25 protein-coding genes, 1 tRNA gene and 1 pseudogene are annotated in these 22,419 nt (G+C 66.3%); 14 read left to right on the top strand and 13 right to left on the bottom strand.

Annotation, left to right across the window (positions count from 1 at the left end; genetic code table 11):
• Positions 1–65: 65 nt before the first annotated feature.
• The 3 genes from MKK50_RS07325 to MKK50_RS07315 all read right to left on the bottom strand — a co-directional run bounded on the left by MKK50_RS07325 (position 66) and on the right by MKK50_RS07315 (position 2,842).
• Positions 66–1,487, bottom strand: coding sequence for a TadE/TadG family type IV pilus assembly protein (locus tag MKK50_RS07325; RefSeq protein ID WP_253370582.1), 1,422 nt, complete (start codon positions 1,485–1,487; stop codon positions 66–68).
• Between the two features lie 198 nt (positions 1,488–1,685).
• Entirely contained in the window at positions 1,686–2,294 is a 609-nt protein-coding gene (locus tag MKK50_RS07320) for a TadE/TadG family type IV pilus assembly protein (RefSeq protein ID WP_499021415.1), read from the bottom strand.
• Positions 2,291–2,842 carry a TadE/TadG family type IV pilus assembly protein gene (locus MKK50_RS07315; RefSeq protein ID WP_499021413.1) on the bottom strand — a complete coding sequence of 184 codons (552 nt, stop codon included), beginning with the start codon at positions 2,840–2,842 and terminating at the stop codon, positions 2,291–2,293. The genes MKK50_RS07320 and MKK50_RS07315 overlap by 4 nt, the downstream gene beginning before the upstream one ends.
• A 314-nt stretch (positions 2,843–3,156) precedes the next feature.
• Here MKK50_RS07315 and MKK50_RS07310 point away from each other — a divergent pair.
• Positions 3,157–3,264: pseudogene (locus MKK50_RS07310) on the top strand (IS5/IS1182 family transposase); the annotation flags it as partial.
• Between the two features lie 106 nt (positions 3,265–3,370).
• On the opposite strand, the gene MKK50_RS07305 reads toward MKK50_RS07310, so the two are convergent.
• From MKK50_RS07305 to MKK50_RS07295, 3 genes are all read right to left on the bottom strand, one after another.
• Complete coding sequence (locus MKK50_RS07305) at positions 3,371–5,524, bottom strand: methyl-accepting chemotaxis protein (protein ID WP_499021411.1); 2,154 nt, start codon at positions 5,522–5,524, stop codon at positions 3,371–3,373.
• Between the two features lie 134 nt (positions 5,525–5,658).
• Entirely contained in the window at positions 5,659–5,916 is a 258-nt protein-coding gene (locus MKK50_RS07300; RefSeq protein WP_499021409.1) for a hypothetical protein, read from the bottom strand.
• 573 nt (positions 5,917–6,489) lie between these two features.
• Positions 6,490–6,565: transfer RNA gene (locus MKK50_RS07295), tRNA-Ile, on the bottom strand.
• A 630-nt stretch (positions 6,566–7,195) separates the two neighbouring features.
• Here MKK50_RS07295 and MKK50_RS07290 point away from each other — a divergent pair.
• The 4 genes from MKK50_RS07290 to MKK50_RS07275 all read left to right on the top strand — a co-directional run bounded on the left by MKK50_RS07290 (position 7,196) and on the right by MKK50_RS07275 (position 9,116).
• Entirely contained in the window at positions 7,196–7,591 is a 396-nt protein-coding gene (locus tag MKK50_RS07290; RefSeq protein WP_499021407.1) for a hypothetical protein, read from the top strand.
• Between the two features lie 152 nt (positions 7,592–7,743).
• On the top strand, positions 7,744–8,016 hold the full coding sequence (locus MKK50_RS07285; RefSeq protein ID WP_499021405.1) for a hypothetical protein: 273 nt from the start codon (positions 7,744–7,746) through the stop codon (positions 8,014–8,016).
• Between the two features lie 564 nt (positions 8,017–8,580).
• Entirely contained in the window at positions 8,581–8,799 is a 219-nt protein-coding gene (locus MKK50_RS07280) for a hypothetical protein (protein ID WP_499021403.1), read from the top strand.
• The gene (locus tag MKK50_RS07275; protein ID WP_253370563.1) at positions 8,796–9,116 is read left to right on the top strand and encodes a hypothetical protein; all 321 of its coding nucleotides are present in this window, start codon (positions 8,796–8,798) and stop codon (positions 9,114–9,116) included. Before MKK50_RS07280 ends, MKK50_RS07275 begins: the two co-directional genes overlap by 4 nt.
• A 138-nt stretch (positions 9,117–9,254) precedes the next feature.
• Here the strand turns inward: MKK50_RS07275 and MKK50_RS07270 are convergent, their stop codons facing one another.
• Positions 9,255–10,301, bottom strand: a complete 1,047-nt coding sequence (locus MKK50_RS07270) for an endonuclease/exonuclease/phosphatase family protein (protein ID WP_499021401.1) — start codon at positions 10,299–10,301, stop codon at positions 9,255–9,257.
• A gap of 45 nt (positions 10,302–10,346) precedes the next feature.
• Positions 10,347–11,057 carry a L,D-transpeptidase gene (locus tag MKK50_RS07265; protein ID WP_253370558.1) on the bottom strand — a complete coding sequence of 237 codons (711 nt, stop codon included), beginning with the start codon at positions 11,055–11,057 and terminating at the stop codon, positions 10,347–10,349.
• A 370-nt stretch (positions 11,058–11,427) separates the two neighbouring features.
• Here MKK50_RS07265 and MKK50_RS07260 point away from each other — a divergent pair, with 370 nt between their 5' ends.
• The 3 genes from MKK50_RS07260 (at position 11,428) to MKK50_RS07250 (ending at position 13,220) form a co-directional block, all read left to right on the top strand.
• Positions 11,428–11,790, top strand: coding sequence for a phage holin family protein (locus MKK50_RS07260; protein ID WP_499021399.1), 363 nt, complete (start codon positions 11,428–11,430; stop codon positions 11,788–11,790).
• Between the two features lie 221 nt (positions 11,791–12,011).
• Entirely contained in the window at positions 12,012–12,467 is a 456-nt protein-coding gene (locus MKK50_RS07255) for a cupredoxin domain-containing protein (protein ID WP_499021397.1), read from the top strand.
• 459 nt (positions 12,468–12,926) lie between these two features.
• The gene (locus MKK50_RS07250; protein ID WP_499021600.1) at positions 12,927–13,220 is read left to right on the top strand and encodes a hypothetical protein; all 294 of its coding nucleotides are present in this window, start codon (positions 12,927–12,929) and stop codon (positions 13,218–13,220) included.
• A gap of 421 nt (positions 13,221–13,641) precedes the next feature.
• Here the strand turns inward: MKK50_RS07250 and MKK50_RS07245 are convergent, their stop codons facing one another.
• Positions 13,642–13,833 carry a hypothetical protein gene (locus MKK50_RS07245; protein ID WP_499021396.1) on the bottom strand — a complete coding sequence of 64 codons (192 nt, stop codon included), beginning with the start codon at positions 13,831–13,833 and terminating at the stop codon, positions 13,642–13,644.
• A 260-nt stretch (positions 13,834–14,093) separates the two neighbouring features.
• On the opposite strand from MKK50_RS07245, the gene MKK50_RS07240 reads away from it, so the two are divergent.
• Entirely contained in the window at positions 14,094–14,300 is a 207-nt protein-coding gene (locus tag MKK50_RS07240; RefSeq protein ID WP_253370547.1) for a hypothetical protein, read from the top strand.
• A gap of 51 nt (positions 14,301–14,351) precedes the next feature.
• On the opposite strand, the gene MKK50_RS07235 is transcribed toward MKK50_RS07240, so the two are convergent.
• From MKK50_RS07235 to mntR, 3 genes are all read right to left on the bottom strand, one after another.
• The gene (locus MKK50_RS07235) at positions 14,352–14,555 is read right to left on the bottom strand and encodes a hypothetical protein (protein WP_499021394.1); all 204 of its coding nucleotides are present in this window, start codon (positions 14,553–14,555) and stop codon (positions 14,352–14,354) included.
• 84 nt (positions 14,556–14,639) lie between these two features.
• Complete coding sequence (locus MKK50_RS07230; RefSeq protein ID WP_253370543.1) at positions 14,640–14,948, bottom strand: hypothetical protein; 309 nt, start codon at positions 14,946–14,948, stop codon at positions 14,640–14,642.
• Positions 14,949–15,016: 68 nt separating this feature from the next.
• On the bottom strand, positions 15,017–15,484 hold the full coding sequence (mntR, locus tag MKK50_RS07225; protein WP_253374019.1) for a manganese-binding transcriptional regulator MntR: 468 nt from the start codon (positions 15,482–15,484) through the stop codon (positions 15,017–15,019).
• 390 nt (positions 15,485–15,874) lie between these two features.
• On the opposite strand from mntR, the gene MKK50_RS07220 reads away from it, so the two are divergent.
• Positions 15,875–17,209 (top strand): Nramp family divalent metal transporter, encoded by a 1,335-nt coding sequence (locus MKK50_RS07220; RefSeq protein WP_499021392.1) that lies wholly within the window; start codon positions 15,875–15,877, stop codon positions 17,207–17,209.
• A 12-nt stretch (positions 17,210–17,221) separates the two neighbouring features.
• Here MKK50_RS07220 and MKK50_RS07215 read toward each other — a convergent pair whose 3' ends face one another.
• The gene (locus tag MKK50_RS07215; RefSeq protein ID WP_499021390.1) at positions 17,222–18,112 is read right to left on the bottom strand and encodes a LysR family transcriptional regulator; all 891 of its coding nucleotides are present in this window, start codon (positions 18,110–18,112) and stop codon (positions 17,222–17,224) included.
• Positions 18,113–18,288: 176 nt separating this feature from the next.
• On the opposite strand from MKK50_RS07215, the gene MKK50_RS07210 reads away from it, so the two are divergent.
• The 4 genes from MKK50_RS07210 to sdhA all read left to right on the top strand — a co-directional run bounded on the left by MKK50_RS07210 (position 18,289) and on the right by sdhA (position 22,419).
• The gene (locus MKK50_RS07210) at positions 18,289–19,614 is read left to right on the top strand and encodes an SLC13 family permease (protein ID WP_499021389.1); all 1,326 of its coding nucleotides are present in this window, start codon (positions 18,289–18,291) and stop codon (positions 19,612–19,614) included.
• Between the two features lie 127 nt (positions 19,615–19,741).
• Positions 19,742–20,143, top strand: coding sequence for a succinate dehydrogenase, cytochrome b556 subunit (sdhC, locus tag MKK50_RS07205; protein WP_253370535.1), 402 nt, complete (start codon positions 19,742–19,744; stop codon positions 20,141–20,143).
• 9 nt (positions 20,144–20,152) lie between these two features.
• On the top strand, positions 20,153–20,572 hold the full coding sequence (sdhD, locus tag MKK50_RS07200) for a succinate dehydrogenase, hydrophobic membrane anchor protein (RefSeq protein ID WP_004446649.1): 420 nt from the start codon (positions 20,153–20,155) through the stop codon (positions 20,570–20,572).
• A 29-nt stretch (positions 20,573–20,601) separates the two neighbouring features.
• Entirely contained in the window at positions 20,602–22,419 is a 1,818-nt protein-coding gene (sdhA, locus tag MKK50_RS07195) for a succinate dehydrogenase flavoprotein subunit (RefSeq protein ID WP_253370533.1), read from the top strand.

The raw sequence follows: 22,419 nt of genomic DNA, 5'->3' as shown, positions 1-22,419 counted from the left end.
GGTTATGTCTCGCGGCAAAGGTCGCGCGACGGGGCGGATCGGTACCCCGGCGCGGATCGCGATGGTTACTGGCTGATGACGAGCCGCCCCGAAATCGGGCCGACCCCCTTGGGGATCGGGACGCTCGAACGGTTGTAGTCCGCGTTGAGGAAGAGGTTCGGACCCTCGTAGAGATTGATCTGCTGGGCCACGACGACGGTATAGGCGGAGAGATCCGCCACGGGCCGCTGCGAGTCGATCACGAGGCGGCCGGCCGGCAGGTAGATGGTCCCGAGCATGGTGCGGGTGTTGTCGCTGATGATGCGGTAGGTCCGCATCGGCTTGCTTGCGCCGAGCGGAGGGGGGGTCGGCGCGATGATGTCGCCGAGAAGCGTCTCGGCGGCCCGCACCGGATCGATCGACAGGGTAACGGAGGGGTCCTCCGCCATCAGGAGGCCCGCCATCGCACCCGTCGTCGGCGCCGACAGATCGACGGTCGTCTTCTTGTCGAAGAGAAGGCCGCTGTTGTTTCCGATGAAGTAGAAGCCGACATCCTTGCCCGTCATCGTCGCCTTCTTGTCGACGATGAGCGGGCCGTCCTTCATGACGTAGATGCCCGGCCGCAGTGTGACGACGGCATTCTTCGTGATGTGCAAGCCGCCGCAATAGGTGCCGGGATCGAGGGTGGTCGTCTCCGCGATGGCGTTGCTGCCCTTGCTCTTGCCGGTCAGCACATCGGCAAGGCGGAGGATATCCGGCAGGTTTATACAACTCCCGACCGGCGGGGCCGGCCGGTTGCGGAGCGGATCCTCGATGACGGGACAGCTCGTCTGCGGGTTGGGCGTGAAGTTCGCCCGGTCGTCCTTGAAGCCTCCCGCGGAGCAGATCGTCTGCGCCCGGGCGAGCGCGCCGTCGCGACCGACCATTCCCGAGCGGCTGACGGAGTTCGAGTAGAGGGCGCAATCGTAGGCCGTGACCTGAGCGTTGCGCTCCAAGTTGAACGCTCCCGCCGCCGCGGGATCGAGCGCCAGCATGCACAGGCGCATCCGCCCCACGACGCTCGCCCGGGCGCGCGCTGCGATCGGAATCGAAGCCATGCCGACGAAGGCCCCGAACGTGAGCTTGATGACCTGTTGGGCGCGCGCCTCGACGCTCGTCTTGTCGGAGGCGACGGTGACTTGGATGGAGACCGGGGTGTCGGGACCGGCTTTCGCCTCGGCCTGGATCGTCTGCGTCGTCAGGCCGACGATGGACTCGCTGCTCGACACGACCAGCTTGAGGGCGTTGCCGCCGGCCAGCACGCCGGCATCGACCGCGCTTTGCAGATTGGTGCGCGCAGAGGCGAACCGGGCGTAATCGATCGCCCCTACGACCAGGCCGACCAGGGTGGAAGCCGCCAGCCCGAAGATCACCGCGACCGAGCCGTCGCTCTGCCGGCCCAGGCGCGCGAAGGGCTGCACCCACCGGATCGTGCGCGTCGACCCTCGGTTTGCGTCTCGCGCCACCATCGTGACTGTTGCCCTTTGACCGACTGCGTCCTTGTTCGAAGGGATAATTCTCCCGCGTTAATAGGACCTGCTGCGCAAAGACGGAGCGATGCTCGTACGGTTTACGCACCCTTCACGACGAGAAGCCCCTGCTTCCGCGTCACGGAAAGCGGGCTCGACCAGTCGGCCCAACAACGCGATCGGATGATGCGGTCCGGATCAAGGCGGGCATGGCTTTCCGCCCGGCAAGACAACTTCAGCCTGTCCATTGGTGGCGACCCCGTCGCGCACCGGCCAGGCGGTCCTGCCCGTGAAGGTCAAGTTGTTGAGAAACGGAAAGAAGGAAAACAGCGGTCGGTAGGACAGCCGCGTTTCGGCCATGACGAAACGGTCGCCTTTCGAGGCCGTCCCCGCCGGCGGCGGCCCGATATCGGAACCGACGATGCGCGCCTTGTCCCCCAGTTGGACGCTGGAGCAGACCCTGGCCACGAAGTCGTTGCCCACCTTGTAGACGCCGCCCGCGGTCAGCACGATGCCGGTTCCGGCCAAGCTGTAGGGGGCGGCCACGACTTGAGCGGCCGCAAACACATCGTTGATGTCAGCGTAATCGCTCTTGGAGGCAAGGTCGGCCATCGCGATGGTTGCTTGGGCCAGACGGTTGTTGGTCGCGATCGCCCGCGGAATCTCGATCGTCGCAATGAACAGGAGCACGAGAACCGGTGCGATGAACGCAAATTCGATGGCGCTCACGCCGCCTTCGGCCCGAGCGAACGCATGCGCGGTCGCTGCGGCGCGCCTTCCTGTCCAAGGGTGACGCCGTGGCCTCATGCACACGGCTTTTCCGCGTAATCCTCCGTGCGGAAGACAGCCGTCGCCGTGAGGAGTTGCTTGCCGCCGGGCATGCGCTGGCCGGTGAAGTCGAGAAAGCTGAAGGGCCGCAAGATCGGCACGGCAGCACGCAGGACATGGATGCCGCCGCCCGTTGGACAGGTGAACTGAGTACCGAACCCGGCTGCCCAGTCGCCGCGGCCGGCATCGTAGGCCGGCGTGATCTGTTTGATGGCGAAGGCGGCGGTGCGCATGAGATCGACCCGCATCTCATCGCATTGGTAGAGCCGAACGCCCGAGCCACAGAGCAAACCACGCAGGTACCGCGCCGGGTCGGCGCCGTTCGCCTCCTCTTGGAACGCCCCGGTGCGGAGGAGGCGTGCCGCCCGCTGAACCGCGATATCGAACTGCTGCTGGGCGAAGACGAAGATCGACGCCTCCGCGATCACCATCACCAAGATGAAGAGCGGTAAGATCAAGAGCGAGAGCTCGACCGCAGCGATACCACTCACGTCGCCGAGGAACCGCAACCTCAATGTGCCCGGCATCTGGCGGGTTCGATTGGGCGGGGCAGGGCAAGAGGGTTCCAATAACTTCGTCTTCGCTACTGTCGCCCCTGTACAGCCCCGACTGCGTGGTGAAACATTTGGGCAGAGGTTACGCTCGTCTGACAACGATAAGATGGGGCGTCTTTACGCTCCGTGAATGCGGGCAGGAGAATTGTGCAAACCGATCAAATGAGACCCCGTACCTGCTTCGCCCCCTTCTGCCGTTCACGAGCTTCGAACGGCGGCACGTCGGGGCGGTTGAGACGCTGGTGAGTATGGTCGGACCGGCTCGGCCCGACGATCCTTGAACCGGCATCACCCCGCTTTCGCCGGTGTCGCGGCCACGCCCGAACGTCGGACACCGTCCGATCGAGAACCGTGCCGCCCGCACCGGCATCCTGTTCGGGCTGCGCTCCGCGCTACGAGGCGGGCGCCTTCGGAGGTGCGGACCAGGGCAGGAATAGTCCGGGCTGTCCGCGAAGCGCCGCGCCGCCTTCCCGGCGCGACGGTTTATGAATGCGTGCCGCCTTATGCGGCACGCACATTGGCCAGGAAGTTCTCGACCTCGGATCGCAGGACGGCCGACTGGTCCGCGAGGCCATCGGCGGCGGTTGCGACCGCTCGGGCGGCCTGTCCGGCGCCTTCGGCCTCTTGTGCGACCTCGGCGATGTTGGTCGTCACCTCGACGGTTCCCGTCGATGCCTGGGACATGCTGCGCACGATCTCCTGGGTGGTCGCACCCTGCTCCTCGATCGCCGTCGCGATATTCGTCGTGACGCTGCGCATCGTCTGAATCTGCCGTGCGATGTCTTGGATCGCCTGCGAGGCGCCCTCAGTTGCCCCCTGGATTGCGGTGATCTGCTGGCCGATCTCGTCGGTGGCCCGCGCCGTCTGGCTGGCGAGTTCCTTCACCTCGGCCGCGACGACCGCGAAGCCGCGCCCGGCTTCGCCCGCACGTGCCGCCTCGATCGTGGCGTTGAGCGCCAGGAGGTTGGTCTGGCTGGCGATGGTCGAGACCAAACCGACCACGTCCCCGATACGGGTCGCGGCTTGGGCGAGCGCGGCCATCGTCTGCTCGGTGCGGGAAGCCGCCTGTACGGCGGCGGCGGACATGCCGGTGGCCTGCTCCACTTGCCGGCCGATCTCCTCGACGGTCGCGCCGAGTTCTTCCGCCGCCGCCGCCACGGCATTGACGTTGCTGGCCGTCTGCTGAGCGGCGCCGGCCACGCTGGTCGAGCGTTGCGCGGTCCCCGATACCGCATTTTGCATCGTAGCGGCCGAGTTCTGCAGCCCCGCGACGGCATGCGCCACCCCGGCGACGATGCCACCCACGGAGTGCTCGAAGCGGTCGGCGAGGTCGCGCAGAAGGGTGCGGCGCGCCTGCTCTTCGCGCAGCCGTGCGGCTTCCGTCGTCTTGAGCTGCTGAGCAGCCTCTTCCAAAGACATGTCGCGGATGGTCACCACGGCACGGGCGATGTCGCCGATCTCGTCCCGGCGTCGACTGCCCGGCACCTCAGCCAGCGTTTCGCGAGCGGCGAGCGCGGTCAGGGCCCGGGTGAGCGCGCTGAGCGGCCGGACGATCGAGCGGGCGAGGAGCAGCCCGAGGATGGCCGTTCCCAGGAGCACGACGAGCGCGGTGAGGGCGAGCGTGCGCGAGAGGGTCTGCGCCGCACCCACGGCTTCCGCCTCCGTCTGCTCCGCCACCACCGTCCAGGGCGCGCCCAGCACCGAAACCGTGGTGCTCGCCGCCATGTGGCGTCCGTCCGCAGCCGGATAGGCGAAGCTTCCGCCCGATAGTTGCGAGGCAGAGAAGCCGAGATCCGAGATCGGCGCGCCGGCCTTCACGAGCGGGTTGAGGGGAGGATTCGAGCGGAGGCGGCCATCGGCGCCCGCTGCCAGGATTTGCCCGGTCTCGCCCAGACCTGCCCTTTTGGCGAGCGTCCGGTCGAACAGAGCAGGCGTCACACGAAGGACGACGAAGCCGATCCGCTCCACCGCCTGCGCGGTGCCCATGGCGACGTTGGCTCGCTTAGTCATTGCCCGGCCGATGAAGGCCGAGGGTCCGCCGCCGACGGGATAGGCCGCGAAATCCTCGAACACCATCGCCGCCGGATCCTGGCTCTTCAGGCGCTCGACGAGGCGCGCGAGCCCGGTTTCCTTGAGGTCCGGATCGTGCAGCGACTTGGCGAAGTCCTTGCCTTTGGTCGTCGTGTAAACGATGCGTCCGCTCTCATCGAGAAAGATCAGATCGGCATATCCCGGTTCGGCGACGATTCGCCGGGCCACTTCCTGCACCTTCACGTGCCGTCGACCGTACATCGCGGTCGCGGGCGTGCTGTCCAAAGCAACGCGTGCCTCGACCGTCTGGGGGCTCTGGAACGCCTCGACGATGCCGGCAAAATCGGGCTTCGACGGGTCGAGGTTCTCGACGAGATCGGGGAAGTTCGAGACGATCTGCGGGTGACCGGCGGCTGTCAGAAAGTCTGCCTGCATTCGGTCTGCCACAAGCTCGATACCATCGCGTCGCGCGGCCGCCGCGAGTTCGAGACGAGCCCCAGCCGCCTCGATGAGACCTGACTTGGCCGACGACCAGCTGAAACCGCCCATCGCCGCAGCGCTCAAGAGGGCAAGACCAATGGTTGTCGCAGGCAAACGGACCCCGAGACGGGATATAGAGATCATAGTTAGGCAAGCCAGGTTGCAATTCGACGACCCAGGTGATGCCCAGCCGAGATTAAGATTTTAATAAGGACCGCTCGGCTCCCAACACAAATTCCTACTCAAGAAGCGATTATCCGGCCGGCTTCAACACGCCCTCAATGCAAGCGATGAGGACTTGGCGCGCTGAGGTATGTACTGATCGTCACTTCCAACACGGTGATTTTCAGGCGCAGTCGAAGAATGACCGGCGCGATCAACTCCGGATCAACACCGTCAATCGCTACCTCATGTAGCTCCGTGAGCAAACGGTAGATTTCGATCAAGTCGTCATCGGGTATGAGGTGAAAATCGTCCTGCCTCAATGAATTATGCACCCTGATGAGCGCAAGCACCCGCTCAACGAGAAGATCCAAGTCGGCGAAAATTATAATTGTTTCTGTTGCTGATTTGAGATCCATAATTCCACGGCTGGCGACGCATCCCTGCGAAGCTCAACCGTATTCAACGAGGGCACGAAGATCTATGGAAGGCCGCTGGCGCCGCTATCTGGCATTTCAGGGTAGGACTATCTTATGAAACTCGCACAAACCGGTCTGTGCGGTCGCACACTCCAAGTAAATATCTTAGATACGCAGGATAAATAATCTTCGGAACCGAACGTGGCCTCAACAAAAAATCATTGAGTTATTCACTCCAACTGATTTGGACATCCCTCGAAACAGACGTGACATTCTGCGCTACGCGTTTGCCGAATTAGCCCGTTGAGCGCTCGTGGCTGATGTCGTGCCGAAGGGCGGAGAGGATGAAATGCTGCAGAAAGTCTACGGCCATCACCATTTCGATTCCCAGAACGAGGCGGCCGCAGTATTCAAAAACCGGCGCCGAAGACCGCGGCCTCTGATCAGAACATTGATTGAAGCGAACCAAGCCGAAACGCAGACTTACCGCGATCGACAATTTAATTATCTATATGAATGTGTTGGGTTTGGTGGGCCCGGCAGGACTCGAACCTGCAACCAGACCGTTATGAGCGGTCGGCTCTAACCATTGAGCTACAGGCCCTAACCGTTTCCGATCAGATACTTGGACTTGCCTCCGGGCTCCGGCGACAGATTGCTCTACCGAAATCCCCATAGAAGCCCTGGATGTGAGTAGCCGGGGAGAGAGCTTCCGGCAAGTCTCCCGCACGCTGCGCGGGCCGCGCTGTGCAACGCGGGATAGGCTTGCGCCATGGGCGATCCCAGCCCCTCGCCAACCCCGCGCACTGTGCCAGGATCCAATCTGAGCAAAGGGTCTGCAACGCGATGATCAGCAAGCGATCGACCGATCTGCGGACTTCCGTAGCGGCCCGAGTGGCAGCGATCAGGCGGGGTGCGGTCGGAGCCTCGCGGTTGGAGCGGTGGTCGTTGGTGCGCTGGGCGTCGGCGCTTTTGCGATCGGGCGGCTTTCGGTCGAGCGAGCCCGGTTCGGCCGCCTGGAGATCGGCGAACTCACGGTCGATCGGCTTCGCATCCGACGTGAGGAGCGACGCCAATCTCCGTCGGTGAATGAGCGCCCTCGAAACCTTCGGTGCCGGCATGGGCCGTACTCTGTGCGTACAGGGCGGGTGCAGCTCTTTTCGCCTGCGACCGGCAAGGCTGAGGTAAGCAACGGAATCTATGTCGGCCGGCCCCGTCGCAGCCGGCAGCACCGATGCTCCTTCCCGAACTTGCGCCCGACCCGCTCCCGCCCCAAGCAGCCGAATGGCGCAAAGCCTTCGGCGCACTCCGTCCGACTGCACCACCCTGCCGGCATCTCGGCACCACGGCCTGGGCGAACATTTACGAGGCCTGCACCGACTTCATCGAGCGCTTCGGCGCCGAGGCCGTGCGCCTGGGCTGGACCGCGCCGCAGATTTTCGGCGTCCATCCCGAGCACGGTACGCTGCGCGTGGATTGGTGCGGGGTGATGATCACGGGAGGACACAAGGCGATCGGCATCGAGCCGAGCCGGATTCTGTTCGGCAATGTGAGCGGCTACCGCAACACGCCCGGCGTACCGACCGGCCTGCCGATCTGGGAGTTCGCGGCCCGTCGCGGGGGGAAGTGACCGACGACGCACCAGACGCGCTTGGAGCGCATTCCGACGAAGTGGCCACCGGTTCGTCGAAAGAATGCGCGCGACAACAAAGACCGAGAGACGCCGGCCTGATGCCATCAGGTCGGATACGGCTCTCGTCGAGCCCGAGATCGCGACCGCCGGTGAGCACGCCGCCCCACATCCATGGAACGGCGGCCGGCTGGAGCATCATCCCGAAAGGTGGTTGCCGGCTTTCGGAAGATGAGGATGCAAAAATAAGAGGCGAGAGCATCGTCCCGGATCCGATATCCAGGACGATGCTCTATCGTGCGGGCGCTCCGGAGGATGCGGGCGGCTTCGAGGAGCGAAGCTTCGAAGGCGCACCCGGCTCGGCCGGATCGGGGCAGGCACCGGCCTGCGCTCCCGTTTCGCAGGCCGTCTTCGGTTCGGCGTGACCGAGGCGTGTCGTCGCCGCCGCACTCGACAGCACGAGAACGACCGCAACGAGCAGGCGGTACAGAGGGAGACCGATCATCGTCGTGGCTCGGGCGGGGACGAGAATGGCGGGATCAGCGCGGCTGCGGCGCGGGCACGCGAATCGTGACCATCTGGCCGCTGATCGGATCGAAGACGGTGAGAGTCATCGCGGATGCTCGTGAACGTGGCGGGATCGACGTGTCCGGCTAACGCCTTTGTCCGCGATGGTTTCCGCGTCCTGTTCGGATGTGGTTAGCCATCCGTTAAGGCTGATCCGTCGGGGAGCGCCGCCTCACCAGGGCAGGAAGCGATCGGAAGCCGGTCGCCCGGCCACCATGAATGCGATCGCGCCGACAACACCTGCAAGCACGACAAAAACCTCGACCCCGAACATGCTTTCCCCCTCGGCCCGGCTTGGGCGAGGTGCGTCTGGAGCAAGGTTGAGGCGGCAACGCGACCCGCGAAGCGTCCTCTTCGTCGCAGCCGGGGTGGCGGGGACAAGAACCGCTCGCATCGCCTGATCCCCGAAAGTAGGTTGCGGAATGCTCGCTGCCCGCTGCATCCACTACATTGGCTTCAAGGACGACCGCTACTGGAACGCCTTCCGGATCTGGGGCGGCCCCACGATGATCCATCGGCGCTGGGACCGCATTGCCAAGCACGACATCGGCCCGGACGACGTGGCGATCTTCGCCGAAGGCGATGAGCACCAGCCATTGGCGGACTACAACGCGACCGACATCGACGAGCGATGGCTATGACGAACATCATCCGCCCCAACTTCGGTGGCCGCGACCGCCAAGCTGAGCCATCCACGGCGGACGCCGTCGAAGCGTACGAGCCGATCCACGTCTACGGGAGCGCGGCGGGCTATCTCGTGGCTCTGCTGGAGGACGCACACGGGCCCGAAGGGCGATGCCTCAAGGTCGTCACCGGCTCCGTCGGCGGAAACGTGTTCGAGACCGTCGCCGCGACACCCGCCACGGACGAAGGACGCATCGATGCCGATATGGCCGCCATGGCGGTTCTGCGCGCGCTGGAAATCGTCGAGCAAGGCAGCGGGCCGGCCTCTGCCTGAGGCGCTGCGGGGTCAACGAAAACGCTGTGTCGGCTCCGCTGCGCAGGGTTTAGGGAAGCGCGGTCCCGCAGCCTTGAAGACATCCCGCGTGCTGGCCTTCGGCCCCCTCGAGGGTGGCGCCGTCGATCGCTCCCTCCATCACTGCACCGCCTCGATCGCCTTCTGGGCATCCCGATGGTCCTGCTCGGAGGCTTCGGGTGCGTCTTGTCGCGCCGGTGCCTGCGGCGCCCGGCATAGATCGACCCAGATCGGGAAATGATCGGACCCGACATCGTTCAGGCGCTGCATGTCGCTCAAGAGAAAATGCTCGCTGAAGAAGATGTGGTCGAGGGGCCAGCGTGCAAACGGATATTGCGCATGGAAGGTCGAGAACAGGCCGCGCCCCTGACGGGGATCGAGAAGGCCGCTGATGTTCTGGAACAGTCGATTCGTGTGTGACCAGGCCACGTCGTTGAGGTCGCCGGCGACGATGGTCGACCCCTTGGTTTTCGCGACCTCTCGGGCGACCACGACGAGCTCGGCATCGCGCGGCGCGCTGCTATGGCCCGGATGGGGTGGCCGTGGGTGCAGCCCGTAGAACGTGACCGGCTCGCCGCTGGGCAGAACCACCGTTGTGCGTAACGACGGAACGTCCTCCTGCAGCAGGAAGCGGATCGTCGGATCGCGCAAGGGAAGGCGGGAGTAGAACAGCAGCCCGTAGGTGTTGTCCTGCGGATGTTCGACGCGATGCGGATAATGCGCGCGCAGCGGAGCCATCGCAGCGTGCCATCCCGCATCGGTTTCGAGCAGCAACACCAGATCGGGCGTCTTGGCAGCGATGAGATCGAGGGCCGAACCGTACGCGCGGTTCGATTGGAGGACGTTGAGGACGAGCAGGCTGACACGCTCACCCGCGTGGCACGAACCGGCTGCCTTTGCCTGGGGCGCCGCCACGCGCGTGAACGGCAGGATATAGCTGGCTTGCAGGGCAAGAGCTGCGACCATGGCCACGGCCAGAGTCAGAGCCGTGCCGTCCCGGGAGATCGCGAGAAGCCCGACGCTGCTGACAGCCAGCGCGACCGCGATCTGAAGCCGGGGAAAGTCCAGGCTGCGGATGATACCAAAGTTCGTCGGGATCAAGGGTAGCAACGTCGCGACAACCAGCAGTAGCGCGACAATTTTCAAGGCGATCGACAAATAAGCCAAGTCTCTTCCAATCAATCGGAGCCCAACCAGCGCCGATGCATGCCGCTATGCCGGCAGGACCACGACTTTCGTCTTCACCGGGGTTCGCGCGTAGAGGTGGATCATATCCTGACTGAGCAAGCCGACACAGCCGCTTGTGATGCCACTTCCGATCGATTCGGGGTCGCTGCTGGCGTAGATCGTGTAGAGCGTGTAGGCGCCGCCCTGATAGAGGTGCAGGGTGCGGGCACCGAGCGGGTTGTCGAGGCCGCCCGGCATCCCACGGGCGTATTGAGCGGCCTCGGGCTGGCGCCGGATCATCTCTTTAGGCGGCGTCCAAGTGGCCCATTCGGACTTGCGACCGACATACGCGTCGCCGCTCCACAAGAACCCCTCGCGTCCGACATTGGCGCCGTAGCGGGTGGCGGAACCGTCGCCCTCGACGCGGTAGACGTAGTAGTTGCGCGGGTCGACGATGATCGTCCCGGCCGCCTCTTTGGTTTCGTAGCGAACCGTCCGGCGATAATACTTCGGATTGACCTTGCTGATATCGACCGCCGGGATCGGGAATTTCTCGTCCGGCATCGGCCCGTAGACCTTCGCCGCATCGGCGAGCATCGTGCCGTCGGACGTCACGCAACCGCCGAGCCCGAATGCGCCGAGGGTGGCGGCCGAGCCGACCAGAAACGAGCGGCGGCCAAGACGGCGGGACCGGCATCCGAGCAAAGCCATCTCGTCCGAACCGCCGGCGTCAGCGGGCGCACCATCCATCGTCATGCTTTTAGGGCTTTCCATATCCTGCGGCCCGATGGGCGATGCATCGGCATACACCCGGTCATCGTAAGGCCAAGCTGAGAGTGCGGCGACTCGGGCCGCCTGGCAAGTGCGGCGCTCGCTGCCTCGGCAACGCGGCCGGCCGCTCCGCTCCGAAACGCGAACGGCCGGTAAGCACCTGATTCGCGCGGCTCAATGCGCGACGACTGTCGCGGGGCGCACCGGCGGCGAACCTTTGTCGCGAGCGCTGCCGGTCCGGATGTCGCCCTGCGGAAGCTTCGCGCTAGCTGTAGGCCGCGGGCCGCTTTGAGGACCGCGCGGACTCTCGTGCCTGCGAAGGACGAGAGGCTCGGGGAACGGTGAGGACACACCCTTGAACGAACAGACCAATCAAAAAGGTCAGCCGGGCGAAGATCCTCGCACCACCGCCGTCCTGATCCTCGTCGCGATACGCGAGGCCGGCACCCACCTCGGCAAGCTGCTCCGGCTGGCGCGAACGGAGGTCCGCGGCAACCTCCGTGTGCTTGCCCTGCTTGTTCTGCTGTTCGGCGGGGCGCTGCTGCTGGTCCTCACCGCGCTGGTCCTGTTTCTGATCGCCCTGCGGGACGCACTGGCCGCGCTGATCGGCAACGAGGCGCTGGCGGCGGTGATCGTGGCCATGCCGTTCGCCTCCGCCACCGCGATTCTGACCTATCTCGGCGTTAGATGGATGAGCCTACGCGCGCCGGAGGCCTGAGCTGTCTGCCGAGGGCGGTAAACGGACCCTGGCACGCACCAAGTCCGGCAGCGCCTTCATCGTGAGATCAGGCAGAAATCCCGCGGTTGCCCGCCCGGCTTCGTGCCCTGCCAGTCGACGGATGCCACGAACCTGCCCCGCCCTGGGGCAGCCTGCGGCGTCACGTCCAGGAACAGGCCGTCGGCGTTCGCCTTGCCCCTCCAACTCCCAAGGAGATCGATGTGAGACGATACGCCGTAAGAACGCTGGGCACCCTGTGCCTCATGCTGTCCGCCAACCTCGCCCATGCGGAAGGAAAGCCGCTGCCCCCGCCAGCCTCTGACGGGCAGCCCGTGATGGAACTGACGATGGAAAAAAAGGATGGCAAGATCGTCTGCGCGCCCGCCGAGCTTCGCTTGCCCGCGAATACGAATGCCGAGCTACGGGTGATCAACAAAGCCGACCAGCCCGTGACCCTGACCATGGATGGCCAGTTCGAGAACGGCCTCGTGCAGCATGTGGACGGTAACCAGGGCCACTCCGCGAGCGAAAAGGGGTACACCATCAAGCTGAACGGCAAAGCCACGCTCAAGTTCAGGACGATGGCGGCGGGCGAACATCCCTACGGATGCACGGGCGTGAACAGCCAGAGCGATCCCTTCGTGGGCCAGTACATTCTCGTTCCGCCGGCCGGCTGAGGCGCAGAGGCGATCGAACAGCCCCGGAACCGAGCCTGCCGCCGAGGTTTGGCTCGGTATCGCATCCCACCCGCAAGCGAGGAACGCCATGTCGAGCGACACCCAAAAGCATCACGAACTCCTCAGTGCCGTCAGAGCGGCTCAGGGCAGGCAGGACGGGTCCTTCGAAACGGCTGTGACACGCGCTTTCGAACACGTCTTCGAGCACTTGGAGCGGCTGAACTCCCACGTTTCGACCGGTGGTTCCGAGGGTGAAGAGCGGCCGCTCAAGCCAGACGAGTCTCCGACGCTTCGCTGACTGGCGGAGATCTCAGACCGAATCCGGTTGATCCCTTCGGGATGGCGGATTTGGGCGTCAGCGGGATCCCATCGCGCTGGGGCGATTCGGGCGGTGGCCTGAACGAACCGGGCAACCCCGGCGTTGATCCTGCTCAACGACGAACAGGGATGGAAACGACCATGCAGACCAAGACAATCGCGCTTGCCACAGCGCTGACACTCGCCTTTTCGGGAGCCGCTCTGGCTCAAACCCCTTCCGGCGGCGGAAGTGCGGAGGGCAACATGAATAACCCAGGCAGCGTGAAGAGCAATTCCGACAAGAGCATGGAGCGCGCAACGGGATCGACGACCGGCAGCACGACCGGGACCGGCATGGCCCCGGCGGCGCCTGGTGCCGCTGGCGGCACGTCCGGCGGCAGCATGGGCACTGGTACAGGCACCAGCGGTGCCGGTGGTGCGGCGAGCGGTCGCTGACCGATTCACGGCGAGATGAGCTTGGGAGGGTCGGCGAGATGCCGGCCCTCATTTGTCAGGATCCCTTGCTCACTTGGCCATCTTGGAGTGGCGTGGGCCCGCTCTCACCCTCAACCATGACCGTTGCTTTGCAAGTAATGTCTTCCGATGGCAGGGTCGGGAGGGCAGCCTTCTTAATATAAAAGCCGTTTAACCCGTTCCTATTGCGGCACCGCATCGATCCCTTCAGGAAACGTCGAGCGAGGATACTGAGAGAACCTCCGGAGCAAATCGTGGGTTCACCGCATTTCACGCCCTCACTTCGGCTATTCTCCTTGAGGGCTCAAAGAATAGCCGAGTGCAAGTGACCTGCTTCCCGCGCTATGCGTGAGCCGTTGCGGACATCGACACCGCGTTAGACCCGCAGGCGTACGTTCCGCAATCAGCGTTTCGACTGCCGGTCGTCCGGTGTCTCCGGCTTGAAATCCTTCGAGGGATCGGGGTTGTCCTCGGGCTTGAGCGTCGCCCCGGACGTGCCTTTGCCGGGGTGACCCGTCTGCTCGTCGATGTTTCCGAGTGCGCCGCCCTTGTGCGTCTTGTCGGCGTCTGCACCCGGCTTCTCCGGCTTCCTCATGACGTTCTCCCGTTCGCAGCGCGAAGCGCTTCAAGCCGGGGAACGCGCAGCAAGCCTCAAGGAGCCATCTCTTCGGCATTATGGTGCAGATTTGATCGGCCGGACCCGATATACCGCTCGCCGGGCAGCGGTGATGCCCCCGACATCACGATCGCCGAAGAGGCCTCGCGAAGCCTCCGATCCGCGACACGTTCGACTTCGGGACGGCTCGCGATCCATGAGCGGCGGCCCTATCTTCGTGCACCGAACAGGAGAACGTCATGCGCTATACCGTTCACTGGACCGCCCCTTCGGGTCCTTCCATGGAACCGCACGCCCTCGGGGCGAGGGCCGCCGAGCGGGCCATGACCTTTGCGAGCATGGGCGCCTCGGAGGTCTACGTGGAGACCAGCGACGGACGGGTGTTCCGGGCGCCGGCGCAGATGGCCGCCCTGGTTCAGTACGCGCAGACCGCCGACGCCGAGTAGCGCCGAAGCGGAGGGCGGCAATGCCCACGGCCCGCTTCCGAGGAGAGCCGGTCAGGAGCCGACGAGTTGCCATTCGAAGACGAGTTGGCGAAGCCGCGTCTGAGCGGCGCGGCGAGCCTCGTCGAAGGTCGCGTAGCTCTGGGCGGCGTAGCGCCGTGGCTCCCCCTTCTCGACGATGGAGCAGACGAAGCGGCCCGGACGCCGCCAGCAGGGTCTCACATCGATGGAGTAGGGATGGTCGTTCCGGTCAGCCATGGGGGCATGGTGCCATGCCCTGCAGCAGCGACCAAGGCGCGACGCGGGGCAATGTTCACGTTCACAGGCTGCGGGGCGGCGACCTCAGGTCTCTTCCTGATCCTGCGCGGGACGTAAGGAGCGCTCGATCGTCTCCAGAACGGTCGTTGCGAGCACCGCATCCGGATCGTCGCGGAACAGCACGTCGCGCAGCATGGCGAGGTAGCCTTCGAGGCGCTCGTCGTAGTGATCGGAATCGATCGAACGCAGCACGCTGGCCAGGAAGCCCACCGCCATCTGGTGGGCCACCTGCTTGGCGCCGAGTTCGGCGAGCCCTTCGGCGAGGTTCGTTACCGCCGCGTCGTGCCGGGCGCTGACGGCGGCGAGCGCCGTCAGTTGCTGGGTCTGGTCCATCGGGTCGGGTCCTCGGAAGCACGTCGAGAGGGAGGGTGGGACGCGCGCGGCGCGGTCGGGATCGAAGCTTACAGCTTCGCGTCGGCGAAGCGGCGGAACGCTTCCAGCGTCTCGGCGCTGACATGGTGCTCGATCCCCTCCGCGTCGCGCCGCGCCGTCTCGGCACTGACGCCAACGGCGCGCAGGAAGCGCTCGACGATGCGGTGGCGCTCCCGCGACTGTTCGGCCAAAGCCTGCCCCGCCGGGGTAAGGAACACGCCGCGATAGGGCCGCTGCTGCACGAGGCCGTCCTCGGCGAGCCGCTTGAGCATCTTGGCGACCGTCGGCTGGGCCACGCCGAGGCGGGCGGCGATATCGACCTGCCGGGCCTCGCCGCCATCGCCGATCAGGTCGGCGATCAGCTCGACGTAATCCTCGACGAGTTCGAGACGGCGCGCCTCGCGGGCCTGGCGGAAGCTCTCGACATGGACCTCCGCATCGACGAGCGGAGCATCCGCGCCCGCCGGGTGCGCCTCGGGTGCCGGCTTCTGCCCCATCTCTCGCCCCATATCTCGCGATGCGTCCTGCATGAGGCGGCGGGCTCCTCCATTTCGGGCGCGGCCTGATTGGCGCACGCCTCGTAGGGTCGTCAAACGGCTTCGCGAAACACCCGGCGCACGGATCGTGCCGCGGCAGATGCGACGGCAAGCGCGATCGATCCGCCCGGTGTCTCGTAGGTACCGTGCCGACGTGTTTAACCTATGCGCCCCACGGCCGGGAACCCGGCTGGAAGGCCCTTGATCTCAGCTTCGGCACAGCTTTATAGCTGAGGCTATAAGGCTATGTCGTGCGTGCGGGCATTGATGGCGCGCACGGCTCTCCTGCCGGCCCGCTCCGTCGGAGCGAGGGGCAGGGGACACAGGCCCCCGATGCGAATGGAAGCGGTGATGGATCAGGTTCGGCCGGCACCGCCCGGGCAAGCCCCTGCGGAACCGAGCCTCGGCGCGCTCAACGGCAGCGTGCCGGTGCGGGCGGGCGGCTCCTGGCTCTGGCGTCTCTTCGCCTTCATCGGGCCGGGCTACATGATCTCGGTCGGCTACATGGACCCGGGCAACTGGGCCACCGACATCGCCGGCGGCGCCCAGTTCGGCTACACGCTGCTCTCCGTCATCCTGCTCTCGAACCTGATGGCGATCGTGCTGCAGGCGCTGGCCGCGCGGCTCGGCATCGCCACCGGCCTCGACCTCGCCCAGGCCTGCCGCGAGCGGACCTCCCGGCCCGTCTCCATCGCCCTGTGGCTGATCTGCGAGGCGGCGATCATCGCCTGCGACCTCGCCGAGGTGATCGGCACGGCCATCGCCCTCAAGCTCCTGTTCGGCATCCCGCTGACGCTGGGCGCCATCCTCACGGCCCTCGACGTGTTCGTGGTGCTGCTGCTGCTGCGCCGGGGTTTTCGAGCGCTGGAGGCCTTCGTGATCGGCCTCCTGACGATCATCTTCGTCTGCTTCGGCCTGCAGATCGCGATGGCCGCGCCGCCGATCCAGGCGGTGCTCGGCGGCTTCGTGCCCTCGCGGGAGATCGTGACCAACCCAGCCGCGCTCTACATCGCCATCGGCATCATCGGCGCGACGGTGATGCCGCACAACCTCTACCTCCATTCCTCGATCGTGCAGACGCGCGCCTATCCCCGCACCGATGAAGGCCGGCGCGAGGCCCTGCGCTTCGCCGTCACCGATTCGACGGTGGCGCTGATGCTCGCTTTGTTCGTCAACGCCGCGATCCTGATCATGGCCGCCTCCGTGTTCCATGCGGGCGGGCGCACCGATGTCGAGGAGATCGAGCAGGCCTACGAGCTGCTCTCGCCGCTCCTCGGCGTCGGCCTCGCCTCGACGCTGTTCGCCGTGGCGCTCCTGGCGTCCGGCCTCAACTCGACGGTGACCGCCACGCTCGCCGGCCAGATCGTGATGGAAGGCTTCCTGCGGCTGCGCCTGCCGCCCTTCGCCCGGCGGCTGGTGACGCGTGGCATCGCCATCGTTCCCGTCGTGGTCGTCACCGCGCTCTACGGCGAGCAGGGCACGGCCCGGCTCCTCGTGCTGAGCCAGGTGGTGCTGTCGATGCAACTGCCGTTCGCGGTGATCCCGCTGGTGCGCTTCGTCTCCGACCGGCGGCTGATGGGCCCTCTCGTGATCCCCGGCTGGCTGAAGGGGCTGTCCTGGGTCATCGCCGGCATCATCGTGGTGCTGAATGTGAAGCTCTTGGTCGACACGCTCGCCGGCACCTGATCCGACGGCGCCTCAGGCGTCAGCCGCACGCAGATGCGCCACGAAATCCTGCGCGAAGGGCGGCAGGCCTGCGAGATCCCGCAGGCAGAGCTTGAGGTCGCGCGCCGCCCAGGGATCCTCCAGCGGGACGGGCGCGATGCCCATGGTGCGCTTGGCCCGCCGCGCCGTGGTCTCCGGCACGATGCCGAGGCCGACGCCGCATTCCACGAGGCGGCAGACCGCATCGAAGCTGCGCAACTGCACCCGCAGCCGCATCGGCCGGCCGATGCGGGCGGCCTTGGCCGCGAGGAAGCGGGTCAGCGCGCTCGGCCGGTCGAGGCCGACGAGGTCATGCTCCAGCACCTCCGCGAAGCCGAGGCTGTCGCGGCCCGCGAGCGGGTGGCCGGCGGCGACCACCACGACGAAGCGATCGTGGCGGAAGGGGAAGGTCTGGAGCGTGCCGGTATCGACGGTGCCCGCGACGATGCCGAGATCGGCCGCCCCGTCGGCGACCATGCCGACGATCTCGTCGGATGTCCGCTCCTCGATATCGACGCTGACGCGGGTGTGCAGGGCGAGGTAGGCGGAGAGCGCCTCGGGCAGGAATTCGGTGAGCGCATTGGTGTTCGACAGAACCCGGATCTGGCCGACCGCGCCGCCTGCGAACACAGAGAGATCGCCTTGCAGCCGCTCGATCTGGCCCATGATCTCGCGGGCATGCGCCAGCAGGGTGCGGCCGGCGGGCGTCACCGTCACGCCCTGGCGCCCGCGCAGGAGGAGAGCCGCGCCGAGCGACGCCTCCATCGCCCGCACCCGCGCCGAGGCGGCGGCAAGCGCGAGGTTCGCCCGCTCGGCCCCATGGGTGATCGAACCGGCCTCGACGACGTGGCGGAACAGGTTCAGATCGACTAGATCGAAGCGCATCACAGGTTGAATTCGACAAGGCGCTCTCAGGCCCGCATTCGCGTGGGATGGAGCGAGGAAGGGTGATGAAGCCTATCACGAGAGCGTGAGACTGGCACCCGCCTTCGCGAGTGGCGAAGGCACCCACCACGAAAGCCGAATTGCGAACGCTTCCAATTCGCGTTTGAAGCGCGCCCATGAGCGCGGCAACCGCCAGCATTCTCGGAGCACAAGGCACGGTCGTCGCGGCCGGGGGCCTGCTCGTGCTGTGCATGGGGCTGTGGGCGACCGGGCTCGTCGCCGAGATCGTCACCGCGCTGATGTTCTTCGCGCTGGCGATGCTGCTCAAGCTCGCCCCGGCGCAGACGGTGTTTTCGGGCTTTGCCTCCGCCGCCTTCTGGCTGGTGACGAGCGGCATGGTGGTCGGGCTCGCCATGAACCGCACCGGGCTGGGCGACCGCCTCGCGCGGATGCTGGCGGCGCGGCTGCCGGCTTCCTATCCGGGATTCGTCGCGGGCCTCGTCGCCTTCTCCTTCGCGCTGGCCTTCGTAATGCCGTCCAATCTCGGGCGCATCGCCCTGATGGTGCCGGTGGTCATCGCCCTGTGCGACGCCTTCGGGCTGGAGGCCGGGCGCCCGGGCCGGACGGGAGCGTTGCTCGCCTTCGGTGTCGCCACGCCGATGCTCTCGGCGGCGATCCTGCCGGCCAACGTGCCGAACCTCGTCATGGCCGGCACCGCCGAGACACTGTTCGACATCCATCTGAGCTATCTGCCGTACCTGTTTCTGCACGCTCCGGTTCTCGGCCTGGTCAAGGGCGCGCTGCTCGTCGCCTGCACGATCCTGATCTTTCCCGATCGCCTCGACGAGACGCGGCCCGAACTGCCGCCGCTGCCCCCGTTATCGGCTGCGGAGCGGCGCCTCTCGGTGATCCTCGCGGTGATGCTGGCGCTTTGGTTGAGCGACGGCTGGCACGGCATCCCGCCGGCCTGGATCGGGCTCGCGGCCGCGGTGATCTGCCTGCTGCCGCGCGTCGGCGTCCTGTCGTCCCAGAGCTTCGGCGAGATCCCGCTGCGGACCTGCTTCTACGTCGCCGCCCTGTTCGGGCTGACGGCGGTGGTCAACGAGACCGGGCTCGGAGCCGATCTCGGCCACGCGCTGCTCTCGGTCGCCCCACTGGAGCCGGGCGCGCCCGCCAAGAACTTCGCCACCCTGACCGGCCTGTCGATCGGCTTCCTGTTCACCGCCACCGCCAACGGCGCGCCCGCCCTCTACACGGCGCTGGCGGAGGAATTCTCGCGGGCCAGCGGCTTCGACCTGATGGGCGTGCTGATGGTGCAGGTGGTCGGCTACTCGACGCTGTTCCTGCCCTATCAGGCGCCGCCGATCATCATGACGATGGATCTCGGCCGCCTGTCTCTGGCCGATGCGACCAAACTCACCCTCGCCACGGGCATCGCCTCGCTGCTGATCGCGACCCCGCTCGCCTATTTCTGGTTCAGGCTGACCGGGAGACTGGCGTGAGACAGATCCGCGCGATCGTCAGCTTGACCAATGCTGCACCGCAGCACCGGCATTGCCGGCCGGAGCCGGCCGCCCTAACCCTTCCCTGGAATTTATCCAGTCTTCGACGCGAGGATCGTGAGCCGCGATGAACCCTACCGTCAGACCTACGGTCGCCCAGCCGCTCTCGCCCCATCTCCAGATCTACCGCTGGACCTGGACCATGGCGATGTCGGTGTTCCACCGCATCACCGGCACGGCGCTCTACGGCGGCACCTTCCTCGTTGCGGTCTGGCTGGTGGCGCTCGCCTCCGGTCCGCGCGCCTACGACACGGTAGCGTGGTTCTTCGGCTCGTGGGCCGGGCGCGCCATCCTGTTCGCCTATACCTGGGTGCTGCTGCACCACATGCTCGGCGGCCTCCGCCACTTCATCTGGGATGCGGGCTACGGCTTCGACCGTGACCGCCGCCTGGCGCTCGCCCGCGCCACGCTGATCGGCTCCGTCATCCTGACCGTCGTGATCTGGGCGGTCGCCCTGCTCGTTCGCTGAGGCTTGCCCATGTCCCAGGTCGACAACCGCCAGAACACCGCGCTCTCCATGCGCACGCCCCGCGCCCGGGTGAAGGGGCTGGGCGCATCGGGCCACGGCGCCGGCCATTTCTGGCTGCAGCGCCTGACCGGCGCCTCGAACGCGCTTCTGATGCTCGCCTTCGTCGTCATCATCGCGCTGATGGCCGGGCGGACCTACCCGCAGGCCGTCGCGCTGGTGTCGCACCCGCTCGTTGCGATCATCCTGATCCTGGCCGTGGTGTCGGTGACGATCCACATGCGTCTGGGCATGCAGACGGTCATCGAGGACTACGTGCACAGCCACGGCCTCAAGTTCGCGGCGCTCATCGCCAACACCTTCTACGCGGTCGCGGTGGCCGCCGCCTGCCTCTACGCGATCCTCCGCGTGAGCCTGGGCGGCCTCGCCTGATCGTCGTCCCGGAACCAAGGATTCACGCCATGGCCTCCAACGGAACCAACGGCGGCGCCCCCGCCTACGCCATCATCGACCATACCTTCGACGTGGTGATCGTCGGCGCCGGCGGCGCGGGCCTGCGCGCCACGGTCGGCTGCTCCCAGGCCGGCCTGCGCACCGCCTGCATCACCAAGGTGTTCCCGACGCGCTCGCACACCGTGGCGGCGCAGGGCGGCATCTCCGCCTCGCTCGGCAATATGGGCCCGGACGACTGGCGCTGGCACATGTACGACACCGTCAAAGGCTCGGACTGGCTCGGCGACCAGGACGCGATCGAGTACCTCGTCCGCAACGCGCCGGCCGCGGTGTATGAGCTGGAGCACTGGGGCGTCCCGTTCTCGCGGACCGACGAAGGAAAAATCTACCAGCGGCCGTTCGGCGGCATGACCACCGATTACGGCAAGGGCACTGCCCAACGCACCTGCGCTGCGGCCGACCGAACCGGCCATGCCATGCTTCACACGCTCTACGGGCAGGCGGTGAAGAACAAGACCCAGTTCTTCATCGAGTACTTCGCCCTCGACCTGATCATGGACGAGGACGGCCGCTGCCGCGGCGTGATGGCGATCGATCAGGCGACCGGCGAGATCCACCGCTTCCGCGCCCAGCAGACCATCCTCGCCACCGGCGGCTACGGCCGCGCCTACTTCTCGGCGACCTCGGCTCACACCTGCACCGGTGACGGCAACGCCATGGTGCTGCGCGCCGGCCTGCCGCTGCAGGACATGGAGTTCGTGCAGTTCCACCCCACCGGCATCTACGGCGCCGGCTGCCTCATCACGGAAGGGGCGCGCGGCGAGGGCGGCTACCTTACCAACTCCGAGGGCGAGCGCTTCATGGAGCGCTACGCCCCCTCGGCCAAGGACCTCGCCTCCCGCGACGTGGTCTCGCGCTCCATGACGATGGAGATCCGCGACGGCCGCGGCGTCGGCAAGGAAGGCGACCACATCTTCCTGCACCTCGACCACCTCGACCCGAAGATCCTGCACGAGCGCCTGCCCGGCATTTCGGAGAGCGCGAAGATCTTCGCGGGCGTGGACGTGACCAAGGAGCCGATCCCGGTCCTGCCGACGGTCCACTACAACATGGGCGGCATCCCGACGAACTTCCACGGCGAGGTGCTGACCCTGAAGAACGGCAACCCCGACACGGTGGTGCCGGGCCTGATGGCGCTGGGCGAGGCGGCCTGCGTCTCGGTGCACGGCGCCAACCGCCTCGGCTCGAACTCGCTGATCGACCTCGTGGTGTTTGGGCGGGCCGCGGGTCTGCGCTGCGCCGACATCGTCGAGCCCGACGCCCGTCAGCCGGAACTGCCGAAGGGCTCGGCCGACAAGGCGCTCTCACGCCTCGACCGCTTCCGCTACGCCGACGGCGGCACTCCGACCGCGCAGTTGCGCGACCGGATGCAGCGGACGATGCAGAACAACTGCGCCGTCTTCCGCACCGGCGAGGTGCTGGAGGAGGGCAAGGGCCTGATCCACGACGTCTGGCGCGGTGTCGCCGACATCGCGATCACCGACCGTTCGCTGGTGTGGAACACCGATCTGCTCGAGACCCTGGAATTCGACAACCTGATCGGTCAGGCGGTCGTGACTATGGAATCGGCGGTCAACCGCAAGGAAAGCCGCGGCGCGCATGCCCGCGAAGACTTCCCCGACCGCGACGACAAGGAGTGGATGAAGCACACGCTCGCGTGGCTCGACCAATCCAAGCACGGCGTCGAGATCGATTACCGCCCGGTCCACACCTACACGATGTCGAACGACATCCAGTACATCGAGCCGAAGGCGCGGGTGTACTGA

Origin of the sequence: Methylobacterium sp. J-043 (genome assembly GCF_022829505.1) — a bacterium.
In the GTDB taxonomy this organism is placed as follows: Bacteria; Pseudomonadota; Alphaproteobacteria; order Rhizobiales; family Beijerinckiaceae; genus Methylobacterium; species Methylobacterium extorquens_A.
Note: the sequence above shows the minus strand (reverse complement) of the source record. Positions and strands in the feature narration are given on the sequence as shown.